General features: G+C 32.9%; 23 protein-coding genes. 4 read left to right on the forward strand and 19 right to left on the reverse strand.

Going from position 1 to position 20,277, the window contains the following annotated elements; all coding sequences use genetic code 11:
- Position 1: 1 nt before the first annotated feature.
- From J3U63_RS01220 to hinT, 8 genes are all read right to left on the reverse strand, one after another.
- Entirely contained in the window at positions 2–979 is a 978-nt protein-coding gene (locus J3U63_RS01220; protein WP_267370240.1) for a GNAT family N-acetyltransferase, read from the reverse strand.
- A complete protein-coding gene (locus J3U63_RS01225) occupies positions 976–1,203 on the reverse strand; it encodes an acyl carrier protein (protein ID WP_267370241.1) in 228 nt (75 codons plus the stop codon). Before J3U63_RS01225 ends, J3U63_RS01220 begins: the two co-directional genes overlap by 4 nt.
- Before the next feature lies 1 nt (position 1,204).
- Complete coding sequence (locus J3U63_RS01230) at positions 1,205–2,806, reverse strand: HAD-IIIC family phosphatase (protein ID WP_267370243.1); 1,602 nt, start codon at positions 2,804–2,806, stop codon at positions 1,205–1,207.
- Positions 2,806–3,204 carry a sugar 3,4-ketoisomerase gene (locus J3U63_RS01235; RefSeq protein WP_267370244.1) on the reverse strand — a complete coding sequence of 133 codons (399 nt, stop codon included), beginning with the start codon at positions 3,202–3,204 and terminating at the stop codon, positions 2,806–2,808. The genes J3U63_RS01230 and J3U63_RS01235 overlap by 1 nt, the downstream gene beginning before the upstream one ends.
- Before the next feature lie 178 nt (positions 3,205–3,382).
- On the reverse strand, positions 3,383–4,624 hold the full coding sequence (locus tag J3U63_RS01240; protein ID WP_267370245.1) for a sigma 54-interacting transcriptional regulator: 1,242 nt from the start codon (positions 4,622–4,624) through the stop codon (positions 3,383–3,385).
- On the reverse strand, positions 4,605–5,648 hold the full coding sequence (gene nagZ / locus J3U63_RS01245; RefSeq protein WP_267343775.1) for a beta-N-acetylhexosaminidase: 1,044 nt from the start codon (positions 5,646–5,648) through the stop codon (positions 4,605–4,607). Before nagZ ends, J3U63_RS01240 begins: the two co-directional genes overlap by 20 nt.
- Positions 5,648–6,283: a hypothetical protein gene (locus tag J3U63_RS01250; protein WP_267333178.1), complete on the reverse strand. Its 636-nt coding sequence runs from the start codon at positions 6,281–6,283 to the stop codon at positions 5,648–5,650. Before J3U63_RS01250 ends, nagZ begins: the two co-directional genes overlap by 1 nt.
- 7 nt (positions 6,284–6,290) lie before the next feature.
- Positions 6,291–6,638, reverse strand: a complete 348-nt coding sequence (gene hinT, locus J3U63_RS01255) for a purine nucleoside phosphoramidase (RefSeq protein WP_065634402.1) — start codon at positions 6,636–6,638, stop codon at positions 6,291–6,293.
- A 303-nt stretch (positions 6,639–6,941) separates the two neighbouring features.
- Between hinT and rpsF the strand changes: the two genes are divergently transcribed.
- The 4 genes from rpsF to rplI are packed head-to-tail and all read left to right on the forward strand — an operon-like array spanning position 6,942 to position 8,323.
- A complete protein-coding gene (gene rpsF, locus J3U63_RS01260) occupies positions 6,942–7,325 on the forward strand; it encodes a 30S ribosomal protein S6 (protein ID WP_065634401.1) in 384 nt (127 codons plus the stop codon).
- Entirely contained in the window at positions 7,312–7,620 is a 309-nt protein-coding gene (gene priB, locus J3U63_RS01265; protein ID WP_416379561.1) for a primosomal replication protein N, read from the forward strand. Before rpsF ends, priB begins: the two co-directional genes overlap by 14 nt.
- A gap of 4 nt (positions 7,621–7,624) precedes the next feature.
- Complete coding sequence (gene rpsR, locus J3U63_RS01270; protein ID WP_025314965.1) at positions 7,625–7,852, forward strand: 30S ribosomal protein S18; 228 nt, start codon at positions 7,625–7,627, stop codon at positions 7,850–7,852.
- A gap of 21 nt (positions 7,853–7,873) precedes the next feature.
- Positions 7,874–8,323 carry a 50S ribosomal protein L9 gene (gene rplI / locus J3U63_RS01275; RefSeq protein WP_267348019.1) on the forward strand — a complete coding sequence of 150 codons (450 nt, stop codon included), beginning with the start codon at positions 7,874–7,876 and terminating at the stop codon, positions 8,321–8,323.
- A gap of 113 nt (positions 8,324–8,436) precedes the next feature.
- Here the strand turns inward: rplI and ggt are convergent, their stop codons facing one another.
- The 11 genes from ggt to J3U63_RS01330 all read right to left on the reverse strand — a co-directional run bounded on the left by ggt (position 8,437) and on the right by J3U63_RS01330 (position 19,923).
- Positions 8,437–10,086: a gamma-glutamyltransferase gene (gene ggt, locus J3U63_RS01280; protein WP_416381276.1), complete on the reverse strand. Its 1,650-nt coding sequence runs from the start codon at positions 10,084–10,086 to the stop codon at positions 8,437–8,439.
- Between the two features lie 339 nt (positions 10,087–10,425).
- Positions 10,426–11,760, reverse strand: a complete 1,335-nt coding sequence (gene celB / locus J3U63_RS01285) for a PTS cellobiose transporter subunit IIC (protein WP_267333180.1) — start codon at positions 11,758–11,760, stop codon at positions 10,426–10,428.
- A gap of 14 nt (positions 11,761–11,774) precedes the next feature.
- Positions 11,775–12,260 (reverse strand): hypothetical protein, encoded by a 486-nt coding sequence (locus tag J3U63_RS01290; protein WP_267333181.1) that lies wholly within the window; start codon positions 12,258–12,260, stop codon positions 11,775–11,777.
- 8 nt (positions 12,261–12,268) lie between these two features.
- Positions 12,269–12,607 (reverse strand): PTS cellobiose transporter subunit IIA, encoded by a 339-nt coding sequence (locus J3U63_RS01295; RefSeq protein WP_416379563.1) that lies wholly within the window; start codon positions 12,605–12,607, stop codon positions 12,269–12,271.
- A gap of 4 nt (positions 12,608–12,611) precedes the next feature.
- Positions 12,612–14,627: a BglG family transcription antiterminator gene (locus J3U63_RS01300; RefSeq protein ID WP_267370248.1), complete on the reverse strand. Its 2,016-nt coding sequence runs from the start codon at positions 14,625–14,627 to the stop codon at positions 12,612–12,614.
- 147 nt (positions 14,628–14,774) lie between these two features.
- A complete protein-coding gene (locus J3U63_RS01305; protein ID WP_267333184.1) occupies positions 14,775–15,092 on the reverse strand; it encodes a PTS cellobiose transporter subunit IIB in 318 nt (105 codons plus the stop codon).
- 23 nt (positions 15,093–15,115) lie between these two features.
- Complete coding sequence (locus J3U63_RS01310) at positions 15,116–16,546, reverse strand: 6-phospho-beta-glucosidase (protein ID WP_267370249.1); 1,431 nt, start codon at positions 16,544–16,546, stop codon at positions 15,116–15,118.
- A gap of 620 nt (positions 16,547–17,166) precedes the next feature.
- A complete protein-coding gene (locus tag J3U63_RS01315; protein WP_267370251.1) occupies positions 17,167–17,457 on the reverse strand; it encodes a YciI family protein in 291 nt (96 codons plus the stop codon).
- 123 nt (positions 17,458–17,580) lie between these two features.
- A complete protein-coding gene (locus J3U63_RS01320) occupies positions 17,581–17,811 on the reverse strand; it encodes a ChaB family protein (RefSeq protein WP_267343769.1) in 231 nt (76 codons plus the stop codon).
- Between the two features lie 209 nt (positions 17,812–18,020).
- Positions 18,021–19,016: an MDR family oxidoreductase gene (locus J3U63_RS01325; protein WP_267370253.1), complete on the reverse strand. Its 996-nt coding sequence runs from the start codon at positions 19,014–19,016 to the stop codon at positions 18,021–18,023.
- A gap of 301 nt (positions 19,017–19,317) precedes the next feature.
- A complete protein-coding gene (locus J3U63_RS01330; protein WP_267343767.1) occupies positions 19,318–19,923 on the reverse strand; it encodes a TetR/AcrR family transcriptional regulator in 606 nt (201 codons plus the stop codon).
- Between the last annotated feature and the right edge of the window lie 354 nt (positions 19,924–20,277).

Raw genomic sequence — 20,277 nt, forward strand, 5'->3', positions numbered from 1 at the left:
TTTATACCTCAATTAACTCAATTATGTAAGTATTTGGTAACATTAAAAAACAGATTCTTTTATGAAAATAAAACGATTTCTTTAATGGAGAAATTACTTTAAATCTATTATTTTTAAATATTTCTAATGCCTTTTCAATATTTTGAACATAATATGCAAAATGATACATTTTATTTTTATTATTAATCCAATAGTCCAAAGTTGTACTATTATCAAGATTCTCTAATAATTCTAATCTTGGTTGTCCATCAGCCACAATGAACAAACCTCTAATGCCTTGTAATTCATCCTCAAAAACTTCACTTTCTTTTGAATAACCTAACATTCTATAAGTTTCAAACTCTTTATTGATATCTGTTGTGGCAACTCCAATATGATGAAATTTGAAACCATGGATATATTGTTTAAAATTTCTTTGAAAAATTAAAAATATCTTCTTAGTTAATATATTTTTTAATTCCTTAACAAAGAAATCATGTGTGACAAAATGTTCTACACAATCATAGAGCAAATTATTTAACTTCACTTTAATTGTTGCCTCTCTTTTATTTTCTGACAAAGTATCATGAAAAGAGACAACAGATACATTATCCATGATAGTTCTACAATATAATTCATCTAAATTTAGATGATTGAATGCTACTTCGTAAATCAAATAAACACTTTCTATTGCTGCTAAAGAACCTTTACGGATAACCCATCTTCCCCACTCAGCTTTATTAGCTTTTACATTATAAATCGCTATGAGACCTTCTTTATTTGAAGTCAATTTATTCTCAATAACAAAGTAATAATCGCCTACCTTCTCAAAATAAGAATTCAACCATTTTATTTGGGCATTAACATCTTCTGAGATTGGATTGATATATTTATTACGTTCTTTATCTTCTAATCTGACCGACACAATAAATTCTGCATCATCAATCGTGACAGGCCTAAGCTTATAACTATAACCATCTATATTTATGGAATGTTTCATCTTTGATTCATTTTTCCTAATAAACAATTTAGAATTCTATTTAATGTAATCATTTGAGCTATGTCATTCTCATCAAAAGAAACACCAAATTCATTTTCAAGCATTAAAACAATTTCAACATGTGATATCGAATCCCACAATTTATCTGAATCCTTATTGTTTAATAAATCGTCAACATTGATTTTTGTGATTTTAGATACTATTTCAATAACTTTTTCTTCCATTTTATTTACCTTTCTTAACAATGATTTTGACTAATTCATCAGGCAATTGATAATCAAATTTATTAGGCGTTTTATAGTTTGATAGATATTCATTGAAAAAATTTAGTGCAGGTGTATTTCGCTCACCTTCAATGCATTTAGCTTCAAAACAATCTAAATCTAAAAAATCTAAACCAATTTTTACAGCACCTAAAACAATAATATTATCTATTCCCCGACCTAAAGCTCTACAACTTATGAAACACTCTTCTAAAATACCTATCTTATTTTTTTCAGAAATAATTACCCCACCTATAATACCGCTATCAGATAATCGATCGCGTAGGCTTATTGAAATAACAACTGATCTGTCATCTTTTACCAAATTTTCAATTTCATTAAAAGAATATCTTTTATAATTAAAAATAAATTGATTTGTTTTATTTGCTAACTCTGAAATTCTATCTGATTGTTGAATGTTATCGAGACAATATTCTAACTCCATTTTTAAATCAGCAAAATACTCTTTCTTTGACAATGAATTAATGATTTTATTTCTAGCCTCATTGAATTGCGTATCTTTTTGTCTAAGTGAGTCTTCAGTTTTGACATTCAATTTTAAAAGCCCAGGATAATTATTTAGCACGTTGTTAGTTATGTTTGCATCGTTATTAGCGAGTAAGATATGTATATTAGGATATACACTAACTGCACTATGCAATTCGCCTGTATTATCATCTATAAATAGTAAGCTATTGGTATTAACATTTAAATATTTAGCTATTAATCCAATTGACTCAGATTTACTACCCCAGTTGGCATAAATTTTAGTAAAATCATCTAAGGATAGAGGAAAATCTTCTCTATTATTAAATAAATCTATAACATCCTGTTCATTATTTTTAGATGCAATACATATGAAAAAACCTTGTTCCTTTAATTTTTTTAAAGAGTTTTGTAAATTTTGGTGTCCAACCGTTAAAATTACACCATTAATTCCATCTTCACCTAAAACACCTTTATATAAGGTGTTATCTAAATCAACTATAATTCCTTTAAGATTAGGTTTTAAAAGGCTTGGGATATAATTCAACCCTAGTTCTTTCGAGACTTCAAGGCATGTTAATGAACTCAATTTAGTGCCAGAAAATTTTTCTAATCTAAGATCAATATATTTCTCACCTAATTTATCCTCAATTTTATCTAAATTGTAAATCACAACCTGTTTATCATTTAATTGAAAGCGATGCCCAAATGGTATAAATAAGATAGGTTTTTTATATTTTTTCTTCAAAAAATCCATTCTTTCTTCAATAAATGAATCTACATTTTCAATTCTATAACGAGTGAAATCAATCCATAGAATTAATAAATCTGATCCAAAATTCATATTAAAAAAACTTAATGAATCATCATAATCACTGTATTCAAACTTTACATTGGTTCCACTAAAATCTAGATAAGGATAAATGGTATTTTCAATTAATTCAAAAGAATGATTACGGTAGACTGAAATGGAGTAATGCCATGAAATTATTTGATTTTTCTTATGGAGATTTAATAGTTCTAATCGCGAAGGATTATCTTCAAATATAAATTTTTGTAGTTGTATTTGATTTTTCATCAGTGATTACCTCTTAACTTTGCAAAATCATTAATATATTCGTCAGGATCATATAATTCATTAGATAGAACTAATAAAACAGCACTATCTGAAAAATCGTACATTTCTTTCCATACTAATTTATCAATCCATAATGCAGTATTAGGATTATTTAAATTAAATATTTTATCTACACCAGATTTTTCTTTAATCTTAATTTTAATCGAACCGTTAATTGCAATAAAAACGAACTGTGATTTTTTATTTGCATGAGCTCCTCGAGGAACATCACTTTGTGCATTATAAACATAAAAAATTCTTTTAATTTCAAAAGGAACCTGTTTTAGGTTTTCCAATACAACTAAAGATCCTCTATCATCAGATATACTTTGTAAATTTAGAATCTTATAATTTTCCACAAACACCCTCCCTAAAACTGTGTAAAAATTCTTTAATTAAACATTAAAATCTTTACACTAAGCTTCTCCACCACGAATTAATCTAATAAGATAGATAACAATAAACTTAATTATTTTTATAATTACCAAAAATATGAGAATTTAATAAAAAACATTTACAAACGAAAAATTTTTAACATCACCGCCCCACCCCATAATCCCTAAGCTTATTGGCAATCGCAGTATGTGATACGCCTAATCGTTTGGCCAATTTTCTTGAGCTTGGGAATTCGACATATAAGCTTTTTAAGACCTCTCTTTCAAATTGTTTGGTCATTTCATCTAGTGTTTTGTTTTCGATATTATTGATCCGAGAAACTTGGGTCGAAGTTATCGTAGGTAGAACAATATCTTTTACTGTTAATTGTGATGATGTCAATTGAGATAGTGCAGAATAAAGTATATTTTTAAGCTGTCTGACATTACCTGGCCAAAAGTATTGCGTTAAATAAGGAATAACATCCTGACTCACTTTTGGCGGGGTAATACCTTTCTTATTCGCAAATTCATCAACGAAAATATAAGTCAGTGGTGCAATGTCATCCTTGCGTTCTTGTAGTGAAGGAAAATTTAAAGACAATACATTCAATCGATAATAAAGATCTTTCCTAAACTTTCCTTGTTCCACCAACTCAGCTAAATCAACTTTAGTCGCACAGATAATTCTAACATCAACGTAAACTTCGTTATCGTCACCTACTCTTCGAAAATACCCATCATTAATAAAACGTAATAATTTGGTTTGCATTTGAAATGACATCTCATCAATGCCATCAAGTAATACAGAACCACCATTTGCTTGTTCAAAAAAACCTTTTTTACTTTCAAGTACGCCAGGATAAGCGCCTACTGCATGCCCATAAAGTTCACTTTCAACAACATCATCAGGCATTGCCGCACAATTTAAACCTAAAAAAATTTTATCACCCCTAGGACTATATTGGTGACATGCACTAGCTAACAAATCTTTACCAGTACCAGTTTCACCTGTAATTAGTAATGGCTCTCCTTGCATCGAAAATGCTTTAGCCTGAGCAATCAACTTTTGCATAGCTTGACTTTTGACCGCGAAAATATCAAAAGCATGGCTGCCAACAACATTGATTTTTGATAGTCGTCTTTTTAAATAGTCAACCGGTTGTAAAACAAAAGTAATTTTGAATGATTCACAGACTTTTTGCAATAAAAAGTACTGAGAATTTAAAACAATAATTAAGTCGTCTTGTTGTTCTAATTCATCGAGATGTTTAAGATTAAAAATAATCTGATAATCAAATGGTTGATTTAATATTAACGACGTTGAACCAAATAGCTCTATTGCCTTGTCATTATATGCAATGAGTTGCTGGTTATGATTAATTTCAATGATGGCGGCTTGCATAATCTGCCCACTTCTCGTTTAGTCTCATTAAATTTACATGACGACGTTGCCAATCATGGCTTGTCTTCAAATCTTTATTAGTAATTTTGCTGTCAGCCAGTAACAGTTTGGCTTTACTTGTAGTTAAAGGCTGTGTTTTATTTAAAACGTCTAATTGCTCTAAAATAGACAATGTTCCTTGACGATTATTACAGGCTAAAAGTAAATCACAACCGGCCAATAATGCTGCTTGAGCACGCTGCGCATGGTTACCCAAGATGGACGCACCTTCCATCGATAAATCATCAGAAAAAATCACACCATTAAAATGCAGTTGCTGGCGAAGGACTGTTTTGAGCCAATAAGGAGAACCACTGGCAGGTTTATCATCAAAAGCTGGATAAATTACATGTGCTGGCATAATTGCATCAAGTTTGTTATCGGCAATAAGTTTGGCAAAAATCTGCATATCTTGCTCTATTGATGATTTGTCACGGTGATCAATTGGTGTTTCTTTGTGTGAATCAGCAATCACATGACCATGCCCCGGAAAGTGCTTGCCAGTTGTTTTCATACCAGCACTGTGCATTCCATCAATCATTGCAGAAGCAATTTGATAAGCGATATTGACATCTTCATGAAATGAGCGTGTTCCAATTGCTAAGCAATCATGACCTAAATCTAATACTGGTGCATAGCTAAGGTCGATATCGAAAGCCATAAGCTCTGTAGCAAGCATCCAACCGGCATCAAATGCCAAGGATTTAGCTTGAGGTAACGCATTTAGAGCGGCAAAAGATTGCGCAGGAGGAATAATAGTAAAGCCCTGTTTAAAACGTTGAACTCGCCCACCTTCATGATCAACAGATATTAATAAACGCTCTGATGAGACAGCTCGAATCTGATTAATTAAATCACTCAATTGTGCTGGATCTTGATAATTACGGCCAAATAAGATCACTCCAGCAACTAATGGATTTTGCAGAAGTTTTTTATCATCTTCACTTAATGATATACCTTCAACATCAATTAACAACGGCCCCATTATTTAGTTTCCTCTTGGGTTGAAGAAACCGATGATGACGAATTGTGTTGTTGAGGGAAATCTTTTGATGTTACGCGAGTTAAGATTTCACCAGTTTGCGTTGACAGTAACTCCATAGAAAGATTAGCATCATTGTTGTCTGTCGGCAGTTTATTAATCGTTGTAAATAACACATAACCCGCATTGATAGATTTCGCTAAGCCAATCATTTTACTACGTGAAACCAGTTTATCATCAGCAGAAATACCCAACGCTTGTTTTGCTTGGATGATAGATTGCTTATCAGCAATAACAAAAAGATTTTGTTTATTCATTAAGCTGTGCAATGTTTCATCAATCTGATTTTTTGCTAAATAATCACCACTACGATTCTGAATATCACTAATCAGCAAAACTTTATTACCATCAATTGAAGATGAGGATTGCAATATTTTATGCACAAACGGTGACAATATACTATTCCAATCAGTTGATTTCACAATTGATGGCGGCGTCTCAATCACATCAGTATTATTTACTTGCGAGTCTTCAACCGGTGGTTTTATTTCAATAGGTTTAGTTTGACTAAAAATCTGACAACCAGCTAAGATAAAACTTAATGCACCAATAATGACAACATGCTTGATCTGTTTCATATAATAATTAACCTATTAAATGACCTAAATTCTTACCACCAAGTAAATGCATATGAATATGAAACACTTCTTGACCGCCGTCTTTATTACAATTCATAATTAAGCGGTAACCACTTTCATCTATGCCTTCTTGTTTTGCTATTTTAGCAGCGACAGTCATCATATGACCTAATACTAATTCGTCTTGTTCGGTAATATCGTTAATCGTTGGGATCAATTTATTAGGTATAATTAAAATATGGGTGGGTGCTTGAGGAGAAATGTCTCGAAATGCAGTGACTTTTTCATCTTGAAAAACAATATCTGCTGGAATTTCATGCCGAATAATTTTACTAAAAATGGTTTCCTCAGCCATCGTGTTTCTCCTTTTCATTTATCAATATTTATGATTTCATAACTTCATTATTGCAAGCATAGCATATTTTGAAGAGAAAAATGTATACAAATCGTTACATTTTACAGGTGTAATATCAAATTTGCCATGACACTTAAAATTATCCATACTTTGCAAGTAAAAAATCTAATGCAACCATTTGTCAATTATATTGTGTTGATATATAATGCCCCGTCGATTTCAACCGCCTATTTTTCATGTTCCTTGCTTTCAATGGGTTGCGGTTGCCCCGACAGAAAGCTGATTAATCCGTAGGGAGCGATAATGCGTCATTACGAAATTGTATTTATGGTTCACCCAGATCAAAGTGAACAAGTACCTGGTATGATTGAACGTTATACTGGTACATTAACCACTGATGGTGGAAAAATCCATCGTTTAGAAGATTGGGGTCGTCGCCAATTAGCCTATCCTATCGAAAAACTGCATAAAGCACACTATGTGTTAATGAATGTAGAAGCTACTCAAGAAGCAGTAAATGAACTTGAAGATAACTTCCGTTTTAATGATGCAGTAATTCGCAGTTTAATTATGCGTACAAAACACGCTGTAACTGAAACTTCACCTATGTTAAAAGCTAAAGACGAGCGTCGTAACGCTGAAGAAGATTTTAGCGATGTAAACATGGATGATGATTCCGAAGAATAATCGTTTAGAGTTATCGGGTATTGTTACTAAAACACCGATACGAAGAATGAGTCCGAGTGGGATTTCGCACTGTCAGTTTTATTTAGAACACGTTTCTGAACAAATCGAAGCAGAACTCCCAAGACAAGCATGGTGTACAATACCAGTTATCGTCAGCGGGCAACAAGAGTTAAGTTACAGTATTAAAAAAGGCAGCAAAGTATTAGTAAGTGGCTTTATCAGCACACATACTAAACGAGATAAAACCAGTCAAATAGTTTTACATGCTGACCAAATTAAACTATTAGGAGAATAGCCAAATGGCACGTTATTTCCGTCGTCGCAAATTCTGCCGTTTTACTGCAGAAGGCGTTAAAGAAATTGATTATAAAGATGTTTCTTTATTAAAAAGCTATATCACAGAAAGTGGTAAAATTGTACCAAGCCGTATTACTGGTACTAGCGCAAAATATCAACGTCAATTAGCTCGCGCTATTAAACGCGCTCGTTACTTGGCATTATTACCATATACTGACAACCATCAGTAATTAGCAACAGAGGAACATATAATGCAAATTATTCTACTCGATAAAGTTGCTAATTTAGGCAGCTTAGGTGATCAAGTTAATGTTAAAGCAGGTTATGCACGTAACTTTTTGATTCCACAAGGTAAAGCCGTACCTGCAACTAAAAAGAATATTGAATTCTTTGAAGCACGTCGTGCTGAATTAGAAGCTAAACTTGCTGAAACATTAAAAGCCGCAGAACAACGCGTTGCTGAAATCAATGCTCTAGGTAAAGTTACTATCAAATCTAAAGCAGGTGATGAAGGTAGATTGTTCGGTTCAATTGGTACTCGTGATATCGCTGATGCAGTTAAAGCTCGTGGTATTAATGTATCAAAAAGCGAAGTTCGCTTACCAAATGGTGTATTGCGTACCACTGGTGAACACGAAGTATTCTTCCAAGTTCATAGTGAAGCTTTTGCTAAACTTATTGTTGATATTATTCCTGAATAATCATTCTACAATGATAAAAACCCGTCAATTATGTACGGGTTTTTTTATTTTCTCGATTACCATTACAAAGCAAATTTAACTAAATAGCAATTTATTACATTAAATCAACTATTTTAGTTAATGACGAGGGATGTTCCTCTTCCACGACTATCTGAAACAGCCTCTGGTTGTTTATCAGTTACCTTAATCGCTTGAATATCACCATTAAAATCCTGTTGCTCAAAACGATAGCCCATTTGTTCTAGTTTGTGTTTAAAATCCTCAGGGACTTTCTTTTGATAAGGTTCGGTAAAAATCACATTTTTAGGTAATAATTGATGATGATAACGTGGTGCATCCATAGCGGCTTTCAATGACATGTGATTATCAAATACATTTGTTATCACTTGGAAGATTGAAGTAAAAATCCTTGAACCACCAGGCGTACCAATGACCATAACCACATCATTATTTTTAATCAATATACTTGGCGTCATCGACGATAAGGGTCGTTTGTTAGGTTCAATAGCGTTAGCATCTTTACCCACTACACCAAATTGGTTGGCAACACCTGGCTTACTGCTAAAATCATCCATTTCATTATTTAAAATAATGCCTGTGCCTTCAATCACAACCGTTGATCCAAACCAGCCATTAAGCGTATAAGTATTAGAAGCCGCATTACCCCATTTATCTACCACTGAAAAATGCGTTGTTTGCAGTTTTTCAGGTTCACTAGTTAAACCAGGTTTAACTTGTTCGGTGATAGAAATTGCTGTTGGATTCACTTGTTTAGCTCTTTCTGCCACATATTTAGCATCAATCAATTTCGCAACGGGCACAGTAACAAAATCGGGATCACCCATATATTCAGCGCGATCGGCAAATACTCGCTTTTCTATTTCAGCTAATAAATGGATATATTGTGGAGAATTAACGGAAACATTTTCAAAATCATTTGCTAAATCTTGTTTCATTAAAAGTAATTGAATTAAGCCCACACCACCTGAACTTGGTGGAGGCGCTGTCACAATCTGCATATCATGCCAATTTGCAACAAGTGGATCTCGCCATTTAGCTTGATAATTAGCTAAATCACTTTCACTAATTAAGCCATCATTTTGTATCATTTGCTGTGCAATTAATTTTGCCGTTTTTCCTTTATAAAAGCCATCACTTCCCTGCTCAGCAATACTTTCAAGTACTTTGCCAAGTTCAGGTTGTTTGAACACTTTACCTTCTTGCATTGAACCAAAGTATTGTTTAAAGTGACCATTAGTAGGGGCTGATGCTTCAACTTCTTGATAACGTTCAATCAACTGTTTATTGACAGTAAACCCATCATTGGCAAAACGAATTGCAGGTGCTAATACCTCTTTCCAGGTTAATTTACCAAATCGCTGATGGATTGCCCACATGCCTGCAACCGTTCCAGGTACGCCCGAAGCTTTATGAGAATACAAACTTAAGTCAGTAATAACATTCTTATTTTCATCAAGGAACATATCTTTATCGGCTTTTTGTGGGGCAGTTTCTCGATAATCAATGAAATAGGGCTTTCCTTCCATCCAAAGCGTCATAAAACCACCGCCACCAATATTACCTGCTTCAGGATAAGTCACAGCCAATGCAAAGGCGGTAGCAACAGCAGCATCAACAGCATTACCACCTTTGGTTAACATTTCTTGCCCAGCAATCGCACCATAATAATCAGGCGACGCTATTGCGCCTGATTCAAATTTTTGTTTACCATTTTCAACCGCATATATGGGCTGACAAAACATAAAAAACAGGATAAGGTAGCAATACTTTATCAACTGGCCTTTGCAATTTAACATTTTGTACCTCCTCATCAATATTGTATTTTCGTCCTTCCCTTTTACTCAAAGTACCAACAAAACATGATTAAATCATAATACTATTGAATAAAAGGGAATTATCAATATAGCATATAATTTTAAAAAATTGAGTAAATATTAAACAATATCAAATTAAGGTGAACCAAAATATTTGAGGCATATGTCAAATATGAGAATTTGAGAGAGAAATAGAAAGAGCGTCATCATTTTAATAAAAATTTAAACGCTCTAACAAGAATCAAAGGCAGAATATAGGTTCTGTATTTAACTATTTACCTTTTGTTGTTCTCCTTTAAAAAGTTTGTTGTCGTATAACTTTACAAAAGGTAAATAGATCAATAATGCCAAAATGGCCGAAAATATAGCAACAATCGCGGCTTTATAATCTCCACCTGTACCAATAAAAGCACCTAATCCTGCTGGGGATGGCCAAGGCACTAACGCAATAATAGGATTCATAAAACCACTACTTATAGCAAAATAACCCAACGTACCGCAAGCCATTGGCGCTAATAAAAATGGTATGGCAAGATATGGGTTATAAACGATTGGCATACCAAAGATAACAGGTTCATTAATATTGAAAATCGCAGGCACAACCGAAGCCCGACCTAATATTTTTAATTGACTAGATTTAGCAAAAAAAGCAATAAAAAAGGTCATTAATAGCGTTGAGCCAGATCCGCCTAAAATGACTAATGAATTATTAAATTCACCAGCAAAAGGAATATGTGAACCAGAAGCATTTTCAGCCATATTGGCTAACATTATTGGCGTTATAAACGCACCGATAATACTAGCACCATGAATACCAACAACCCAAAGTGCATGAATTAAAAATAGAATTACCATGATACCAAGCCAACTTTTGGTTAGATTGGTCACAAAAGTAAATGGCACACCAATAATATCAAAAATATCGGTACCAAAGTAAATTAAAATGCCATTAAGAATGATGATAGTAAATGCGATGACAAATGTTGGAATTAAAGCAGTGAACGATCGTGAAACACCTAACGGAACAGTTTCGGGCATTTTGACAACCCAATTGCGTCTAACACAAACAAAATAAAGTTGAGTTGCAACTATCGCCATGACAATAGCAATAAAAATACCCGAAGTACCTAACCGAAAAATAAAAGGTTTTAAGCGTAAACCATTAAAAACCAATTCGGTTGTATCATTAAGTAAAACGACAGAGCCATTTTTCAAAACAAGCTCAGGTAAAGTCATCATAAAAGCAAATATGGAAAGCATGGCTCCATTGAGTGGACTAACTTTTAAACCCGTCTCTTCTTGTTCAATTTTAGTTAGTTCATAACCAACAACAATATTAAAATAGATCGCTAAAATCCCCATGGTTGCTGTATTAGCAATCATATAAAGATCACTTATTCGAAAAATCGTATTCTCAAATAGACTTTCTAAACCAGTAAAAGTCATCGGTAATGTATTAAAGACTAAAAACATCGATCCTACGATACAAAAAGGAATTGATGCCATACCTGCCGCCATCACTGCTCGTACAATTTTAAATTGTGATATTTTTGCCATAGGCGACATCAAGTACTTTTGTAAAAACATAAATCCAGTATTCATCTTGTTTTCCTCTTCTAATTAATGATCGCTTGGTAAGCTAGAATTCTTTGATAGTGTTTATCTTTGTTACGCTCAATCTTTTTCAATTTATAGAGCATTAACAGCGAAATAGTTAGACACCCCAACAAGAGCACAAAAATAGTAGTTAATGTTGTTGGTGCTACTTTTAAAAATGGAAAAAATAAATGAAACACAGAGCTATAAACAGTAATAGTTACCATGCAATAACTGATAAAAATGGTTTGATAAAATAACTTGGCAAACGGTAATCTATTTTGATGTTGTCGATATAATTTAATTTGTTCAAAGCTGGCTAATGTGCCCAGAATAAAAATCATAGCTGGTAAAATAGCCATAAATGACAGTGAACCAAGTAAAAATACCAACCAATAGAGATTTAAAAATAGGAATAACGCGGTGCTGTAACGAACGGCTAAAAAGCGATTGAAATAAAGGTTAGTTAAACTTGCTTTCTGATGTATTTTTAACTGTTTGTCCATGATTAGATTTAACCTCGTAATTTTTCGGTAAGCTGATGATTGAGTTCGTACAGATGGACCATTTCAATGGCAATTTCTCGCATAGTCATGGTTGTCATTAAATGATCTTGTGCGTGCACCATAATAATTTCCATGTTGATTTTGATGCCATTAGCATAACTTTGCAGTAAACCAGTTTGCGATTTGTGTGCTTGAAGAATCTGTTCATTGGCTTGTTCAAGGAGTTGTTTTGCTAAGTTAAAATCAGTTTGCCGCATAGCGTTAAATGCATCATGAATTTTGGTTTTGGCATTACCACTATGTAAAATAATGTTAAAAGCAATCAATTGAAGATCATCGGAACTCATTTCATCATTCATGGCTATGCTCCTTTTCAATAAGTTGAATAAAAAGTTGTCTAAATTGATTAAAATTTTGCGTTTTGAGTAATTTGGCTTGCATATCAAAGCTATCTATTAAATTGACAATCGCTTTAGTCATCATCGCTAAGTTGGGATTTTGATAAATAGACGGTGAAATCAAAAAAACAAAATGTATTTTCGGGTGATTTTGCTGCCAAAATAGCCCTTCAGGAATAAGAGCAATGCCTATTTTTGACAGCTTGCCTACAGGTTCAGCCGGATGAGGGACGGCAATGGTATCACTAAAAAAAATATCGCCTAATAACGAACGCTTATCTATCTGTTTTAGCATTTTATTTGTATAACAGCAGGATTCATTTATCGATAATCGATCCAGTAATCGAACTAACAATTCATCTTTTGATATAGGATGTTGACAGATATAAAAATAGTCGGCACTTAAATCATCAATAACTTGCTCAATATGCGTTAATTCACCTGAAACACTGGGCATTACTTTGTTGAATGCGGTACGATTCACAGAATTAAAATGTTTTTTTGAAGCAAGATAACAACGAATTTTTTGCACATCGTCTTCAGTAAAAAATACAGAAACCTGAAAAACGGGAATTTTAAACACTTTTGATGAAAGATCGACGGAAGAGATGATAAAATCCACCTCATTTAACATCTCGGGATCAATTTCATAATATCCTCGTGTGTCGACAATTTTAATTCGTTCTTGAAATTCACGTTCAACCCGATTTTTTAATAGTTGAGCACTGCCTAAGCCTGTAGCACAAATAATTAAAACTTTCGCTTTTTGTTCATTTTTTAGTTTTTCGATTGATGCTAAAAAGTGGAGGGCTAAATAACCCCACTCATCATCTTGAATAGAATAGTTTTTTAAGTTTGGAAGTTGGCTAAAATAATGTTTAACCAATTCAAACAGTTCAGTCGAACAGGTTTTGATTTCTTTAAGTAATGGATTTTCTAAAGTTATATTTTGTTCTAAGCGTACTAACATCGGTTTTAAATGCTGTACTAATCCATTTTTTAACTGCTCATCGTTCAAAAATTGGTAACCTGTTTCATGTTGAATTTTGACTAGCAAATTGTTCAACATTAAGCTTAATTGGCTATCTAAATTCTGCTCAATAACATTGGATTTACTCATCAAATGTAAAGTTAAGTACATCTGCTCTTCTTTAGGGAAAGAAAATCCAATTACAACTTCAATTCGATTAATAATTTTTTGAGCAACTTGGTACTCCAAAGCGTGATTAGCTGAGCTGGGCAAATCAAGATTTTGAATTAATAATCCTGATTGTAAACGTTTTATACTTAACGCCAAATGCAACACAATATTTTGCATCATTACATCAGATAGTTTAATTTTTGCTTCACGACATTCATCTAAAATAATAATGGTTAAAGTATCAAAACTTATTACATCACTAAATTTATTGAGATAACTTAAACGGTGTAAAAAATTGAGTGTTTCTTCATGAAAAAAATAGCTCATAATGAAATGTCGCTTTGCTTTTTCTGCACCATCAACATAAAACAAGCTGCGATTTTTTTTTAAAGTGAGCTCAAAAGGTTGCAGTTGAAGCTTGATATCTTGCATGTCTTTGCATAATTGCGATGTACTAATAAATAACTGTTCTGATAATGTTTCTATATCTATTGTTTGGCTTTCAAGTAATAAAAGATTTAGGATATGATGTTTTCTTTGGCAAAGTTCTCGACAATTAACTTGTTCTTGATTGGGATCCAATAAATGATGTTTAATTAAAAATTGATTAAATACGGTTCTATCTTTTACTTGTAGTTGGTACCCATAACCTTGCTTACTCACAATAATGGCACCATTTTCTTCAATGAGTGATTTGAGATCATGAAGATAAGTACGTACCGTTCTATCGGATAACGACAATGCTTTTGCGAGCATGGCACTACTTTTGAATATATTTTTAGAACAGACCATTAAAGCAATAAGGTCACGTTGTTTGTTTTTTATCATTATCATTCTTACCTGTGGCAACTAAAACCGCTATACAAAATATCGTGGTTAAATTTATCTACGCGAAAAACTCACCGACCAAGGTAATAAGGCGCTGTTATTTAAGGCATAGCAAAGACAGCGCCAACCTGTATATACAAATTCAACTTAGTTAATATTATCCTCAATCAACTTTGCTAATTGTTCAATCCCTGATTGGATAGGGATATAGGCTTGAAAAGGGATACTAACCACGGGTTTACCTACTTCATCACCTAATTTTTTGAATTTATCGAACATCATCATGGTTTGTGGACTAATTAAAAAAAGTCCGAAGTCACTGTTTTTGATCATGTTAGTGCCTTCAGTGGCTGAAACTGCATCAACGGTAATAGCTTTATCTTCTTTTGCAAAAAATTCCGTGACTTTTTTTGCCATTAACGATGATGACATACCAGCAGCACAAATAATTAATGCTTTTTTCATAGTGTCTCCTATAAACTTATCCGTTATAAATTTTCACCATTTGACTCAATGACTTTTTTATACCAAGCAAATGACTCTTTTCGACTTCGTTTTAAAGTGCCTTTACCTTTATTGTCTTTATCGACATAGATAAAGCCGTAACGTTTTTCCATTTCACCTGTTCCCGCTGACACTAAATCAATACAGCCCCAAGGGGTATATCCCATCAAATTAACGCCATCTTCTTCAACCGCTAACTTCATTTGTTTAATATGTTCTCGAAGATATTCAATACGATAGCTGTCATGAATACTACCATCAGCTTCAACTTTATCATATGCACCAAATCCATTTTCTACGATGAAAAGCGGTAAGTGATACATATCAGTTAACCAATTTAATGTGTAGCGCAAACCTTCCGGATCGATCTGCCAACCCCAATCAGATTTTTTAACGTATTGATTACCAATTAAATCGGTTTTTTCGTTATATTCATAGTTATCTGATTTTTTTCTAATCGCATTAGACATGTAATAACTAAAACCAATGTAATCAACAGTGCCGTTTACTAACACTTCGAGATCTTGACTTGTCACGTCTAATTTAAAGCCTTTGCGTTGCCAGTATTTGATAATATGGTTAGGATATTGACCATGAACATGAACATCGGTAAAGAAATACTTACGTTCCATGACTTTTTGCGCCATTAAGATATCACCAGGTTTACAGGTTTCCGGATAGATTGGTACGAATGCAATCATACAACCGATTTGGAAATCAGGATTGATAGCATGACCAATTTGAACCGCTTTTGCACTAGCAACCAACTCATAGTGTGCCGCTTGATACATAATTTGTTCGCGATCATCGCCAGCTTTATAGTAGATACCTGAATTTGTAAAAGGCGCAAAATCTTCATTAAAATTGGCTTGGTTATTGATCTCATTAAAGGTCATCCAATATTTGACTTTATTTTTGTAACGATCAAAGCAGACCTCTGCAAAGCGCACAAAGAAATCAATTAATTTACGATTACGAAAACCACCATATTCAGTAACTAAATAATAAGGTAATTCAAAATGTGAGAGGGTAACAACTGGTTCAATATTGTATTTTAAACATTCATCAAATAGGTCATCATAAAATTTTAGGCCTTCTTCATTGGGTGCCAGTTCATCACCTTTAGGAAAAATGCGAGTCCATGCAATCGAAGTTCGAAAACATTTAAACCCCATTTCAGCGAAGAGTTTAATATCATCTTTATAATGATGATAAAAGTCGATAGCTTCATGATTAGGATAATACTCACCGGGAATTATACCTTCGGTGATTTTACGATAACTTTTAGTCGATCCAACTGTCATCACATCCGCAACACTAGGCCCCTTACCACCAGCTTGCCATGCGCCTTCTAATTGATGTGCAGCAACAGCACCACCCCATAAAAAACCTTTTGGTAAACCTTTGTTATTCATGATCAAATACCTGTATTAAATGAGAGATTGAATTCAGTATAAAAGGAAAAAAGTCGAATTACTAACCAACTTTTTCCGTATTGATCAGGAAAAATAAAAAATGAGAACATGATAAGGAAAATTTATCTAACCTTTAGATAAAGCGAAGACATTGAGCAACTACAATAAAAATTTACCTAATAAAAAAATGTGTTTGTACAAATTTGTGAGATAATCTTTTACTAAATAACTCGCATTTTTTTAAAAAGATTAAGCTAATGATAAGTTAATGATTAGGTTGTATAACGACTAATTTAATACCCGTTCGACAGATCGATCCTAATTTATTAAGTGATTATTGATCACCCTGACATACTGATTTGATTAGTTATTCTCTATTTTTTCATTAATAATTAATCAATCCATAATAAATAGACTTAAATGAATTTAAATAATTTTATTTAACAAATAACAGACTTATATAGGACTTGAAAAAAACAAAAAAGCTCAACGTTTTTATCACTTTTTTGAAATAGTGATATTAAAAGATGAATGGATTGATAATCGGTTCATTTTATAATGAGACTTAGACTAACTATTTTTTTAATAAAATTTTATTAATATTCATTAAAATTTTTTGACTATAATGAGATAAACACTTCAAATTCCTTCGCAAACTTTGTAGGTATAAATTCTATGAGTTCATATTGCGCAATTTGATAAATATAAAATGGATCTTTTTGCATTATAGTTAGCGCTTGTTCTTTATTCTCAGCACGACAAAGTATCACATCCCCAATACGTGGCACTTTTCGGCCTGAAGCAATAAAATGTCCTGATTGATAATGACGTTCTAAATAATCGATATGTTGTGGTAAGTATTTTTCTACTTCACTAATCGGCTTGAGGTAGGTAATTGAAAAAATGAACATTTTAATCTCTTAATTTGAATATAAATAAGCCAACCATACATGTTGGCTTGGATTATACTATTTTTAATTGAGCATCAATCATATAGCATTATGGTTTGTTAAAACAAGTGTACAGCATTAACGTTACGATTTAGCGACCCATTTGCCGTTTTCATCTTTATGGTAAAGCTTTTCAACCGCCGACCAGGCAACACGGAAAGCAACTTGCTCAGGTGAACTATTATCTCGTCTTTTTTTAGGATCTTGATACTCTTTTATGGCACTATTAAATGCTTCTTTAAAAATATCTTGAGCATGTGCTGGTAAAACATGTCGAACAGACTCAGGTAGGTCGTCTCGTGTTTGATAAGGCATATCACATTCCCCTATAAATTAATCATACAATATGGATAATTCTAAACGGTTGTTGCGAACTCTACTTTCAAAACAGTTAAGATTAAATTTAGTCTGATTTTATAGGAAATACAAGAATTATTAATCAATGAATTGGGTTAATTTTTATCTAAATCAATTTCAGGATTAATAAAGCAGTGTAAAATTACACCACTTTATTAAATATCGATTTAGTTATTTACATCAACTACAAAGCGACCTTTAATTTTACTTGCGATCATCTTATTTGCCACTTCAAAGCATTCATTTAATGTAATAGTCTGAGCTATATGAGAATACAGCTTTTCATCCATGTTTTCTGCTATTAATTGCCAAGCAGCAATTCGTTTATCATAGCTTGCCATCACACTATCTACACCTGCTAGTGTGACGCCTCGTAAAATAAACGGAGCAACCGTTGCGGGTAAATCCATGCCTTGAGCGAGACCACAACAGGCTACAATGCCACCATACTGAGTTTGGGCGCATACATTAGCTAAGGTATAAGAACCAACCACATCGACAACGGCTGACCACTGTTCTTTTTGTAGAGGTTTACCTGCCTCTTTCAACTGTTTACTATCAATAATATTGCTTGCACCAAGTTTGTTTAAATATTCTGTGTCATTTAATTTACCTGTTGATGCAGTAACTTGATAACCCAATTTGCTTAATAAAGCTACCGCAACCGAGCCAACTCCGCCACTCGCACCTGTCACAAGTATAGTTCCGCTTTGCGGTTTTATCCCAAAATCAACAATACGTTTTACACACAATGCAGCGGTATATCCAGCGGTACCAATAATCATCGATTGATAGGGTGTGATATTTTGGGGTAATGGAATTAACCAATCTGATTTTAAGTAAGCATATTGCGCCAGACACCCCCAATGGGTTTCACCACATCCCCAACCATTTAAAATAACAGTATCACCAGCATGATATCGATCACTGTTAGATTCAATAACTGTACCCACACCATCAATACCCGGCACCATAGGCCATTGCCTAACAACAGGACTTTTATGAGTTAACGCTAATGCATCTTTATAATTGATACTTGAATAGTGAATTTGAACTAGAGTATCACCCTGTTGTTGCAACAACTGTTGTTTAGTGATGGTTTTTAATGAATGTGAAAACCCATTAATCTCATCTTTTTCTAAAATAATGGCGTTAAATGACATACATATTCCTTATCAAATTTTTGTAAATCGGATTGGGTAATTCACTACAATAAAGCTTAGTAATAAAGTTAACTTATTGAATTACTGTTTGTAGACAAATAGTCTAAATATTATAGACCGATCGTCTAGTTAATTGCAACTGATGACAATCAGATACTTTTATTCTACATATAGCTTTTGTTTTAGCGGGTTTATTATGTTTGATGATTCAAAAAAGGGGAATATTTAGTCATACTATCATTTTCTAAATAAATATAGTCTACAAATTGTTATTGTCTTATTATAAATAATCTTGCCGGTATTAGTGGACAATTTTATCGAGAAACAGTTGAATAAAACAATCTAACGGATCAGATCGTTTAATTAACTTGCTACGTGTAACCGCGCCTTCCCAACCAATCCAGAAAAATTCAGCTAATGCCTTGCAGTCACTATTTGATTTTAGTTCACCACATTGCTGTGCAAGAAGTAGACATTTTTCAAGTTTAGCTTGCCAATTTAGCAAAATTTGTTCAAGAACTGTTGCATACCCCTTTGGCAGTAACGATTCTTCTTGAATTAATTCACCAATTAAACAGCCTCGATTGTAATCATACTTTGCCATACCTCGCTTCGCATCTTCATAAAACGCTTGTATTCTGGCTAAAGGTGATGAAATTGCATTATTAGTTAGATGTTTATCTAATTTATACATAAAAAAATTGTTGTATGAGGTAATAATGGCATGACCAAAATCCTCTTTACTTTTAAAGTAGTAATAGAAAGAACCTTTTGGCACTCCGACCTGCTTTAATATACTTTCAATATTTGATGATAGATAACCATATGTTGTCATTAACTCCATACCACTACGAATTAATGCTGTTTTAGTATCATTTCCTTTTTTTGAGAGTGTTTGAGATGACATATAAATAACGATTATTCGATTTTTACACAATTCTAGTTCTTTAATAATAAGCAGTCAGTTAGACAAAAGCAACCAGATTATATACTTAGTAAACCATACGACTATAATAGTTTAATAATACTTGGAATATTTAAAGACAATTAAACGTAGAAAAAATCACAATATTGATGCCTTATTTATTAACAATAAGATAAATAAATCCTACTTACTAAAACTAAGTTTGATGAATACTTAATGGTTTCAATCATCTTAACATCCTTAGTGTTAATTACATTTTTTAAATGAACTCAATAAAAAAACCGATACCCTACTTAAATAAGATATCGGTTTGTCTAAAACAAAATTAGGATCTAA

This window comes from Gilliamella sp. B2838 (assembly GCF_026536185.1).
Taxonomy (GTDB): Bacteria; Pseudomonadota; Gammaproteobacteria; order Enterobacterales; family Orbaceae; genus Gilliamella.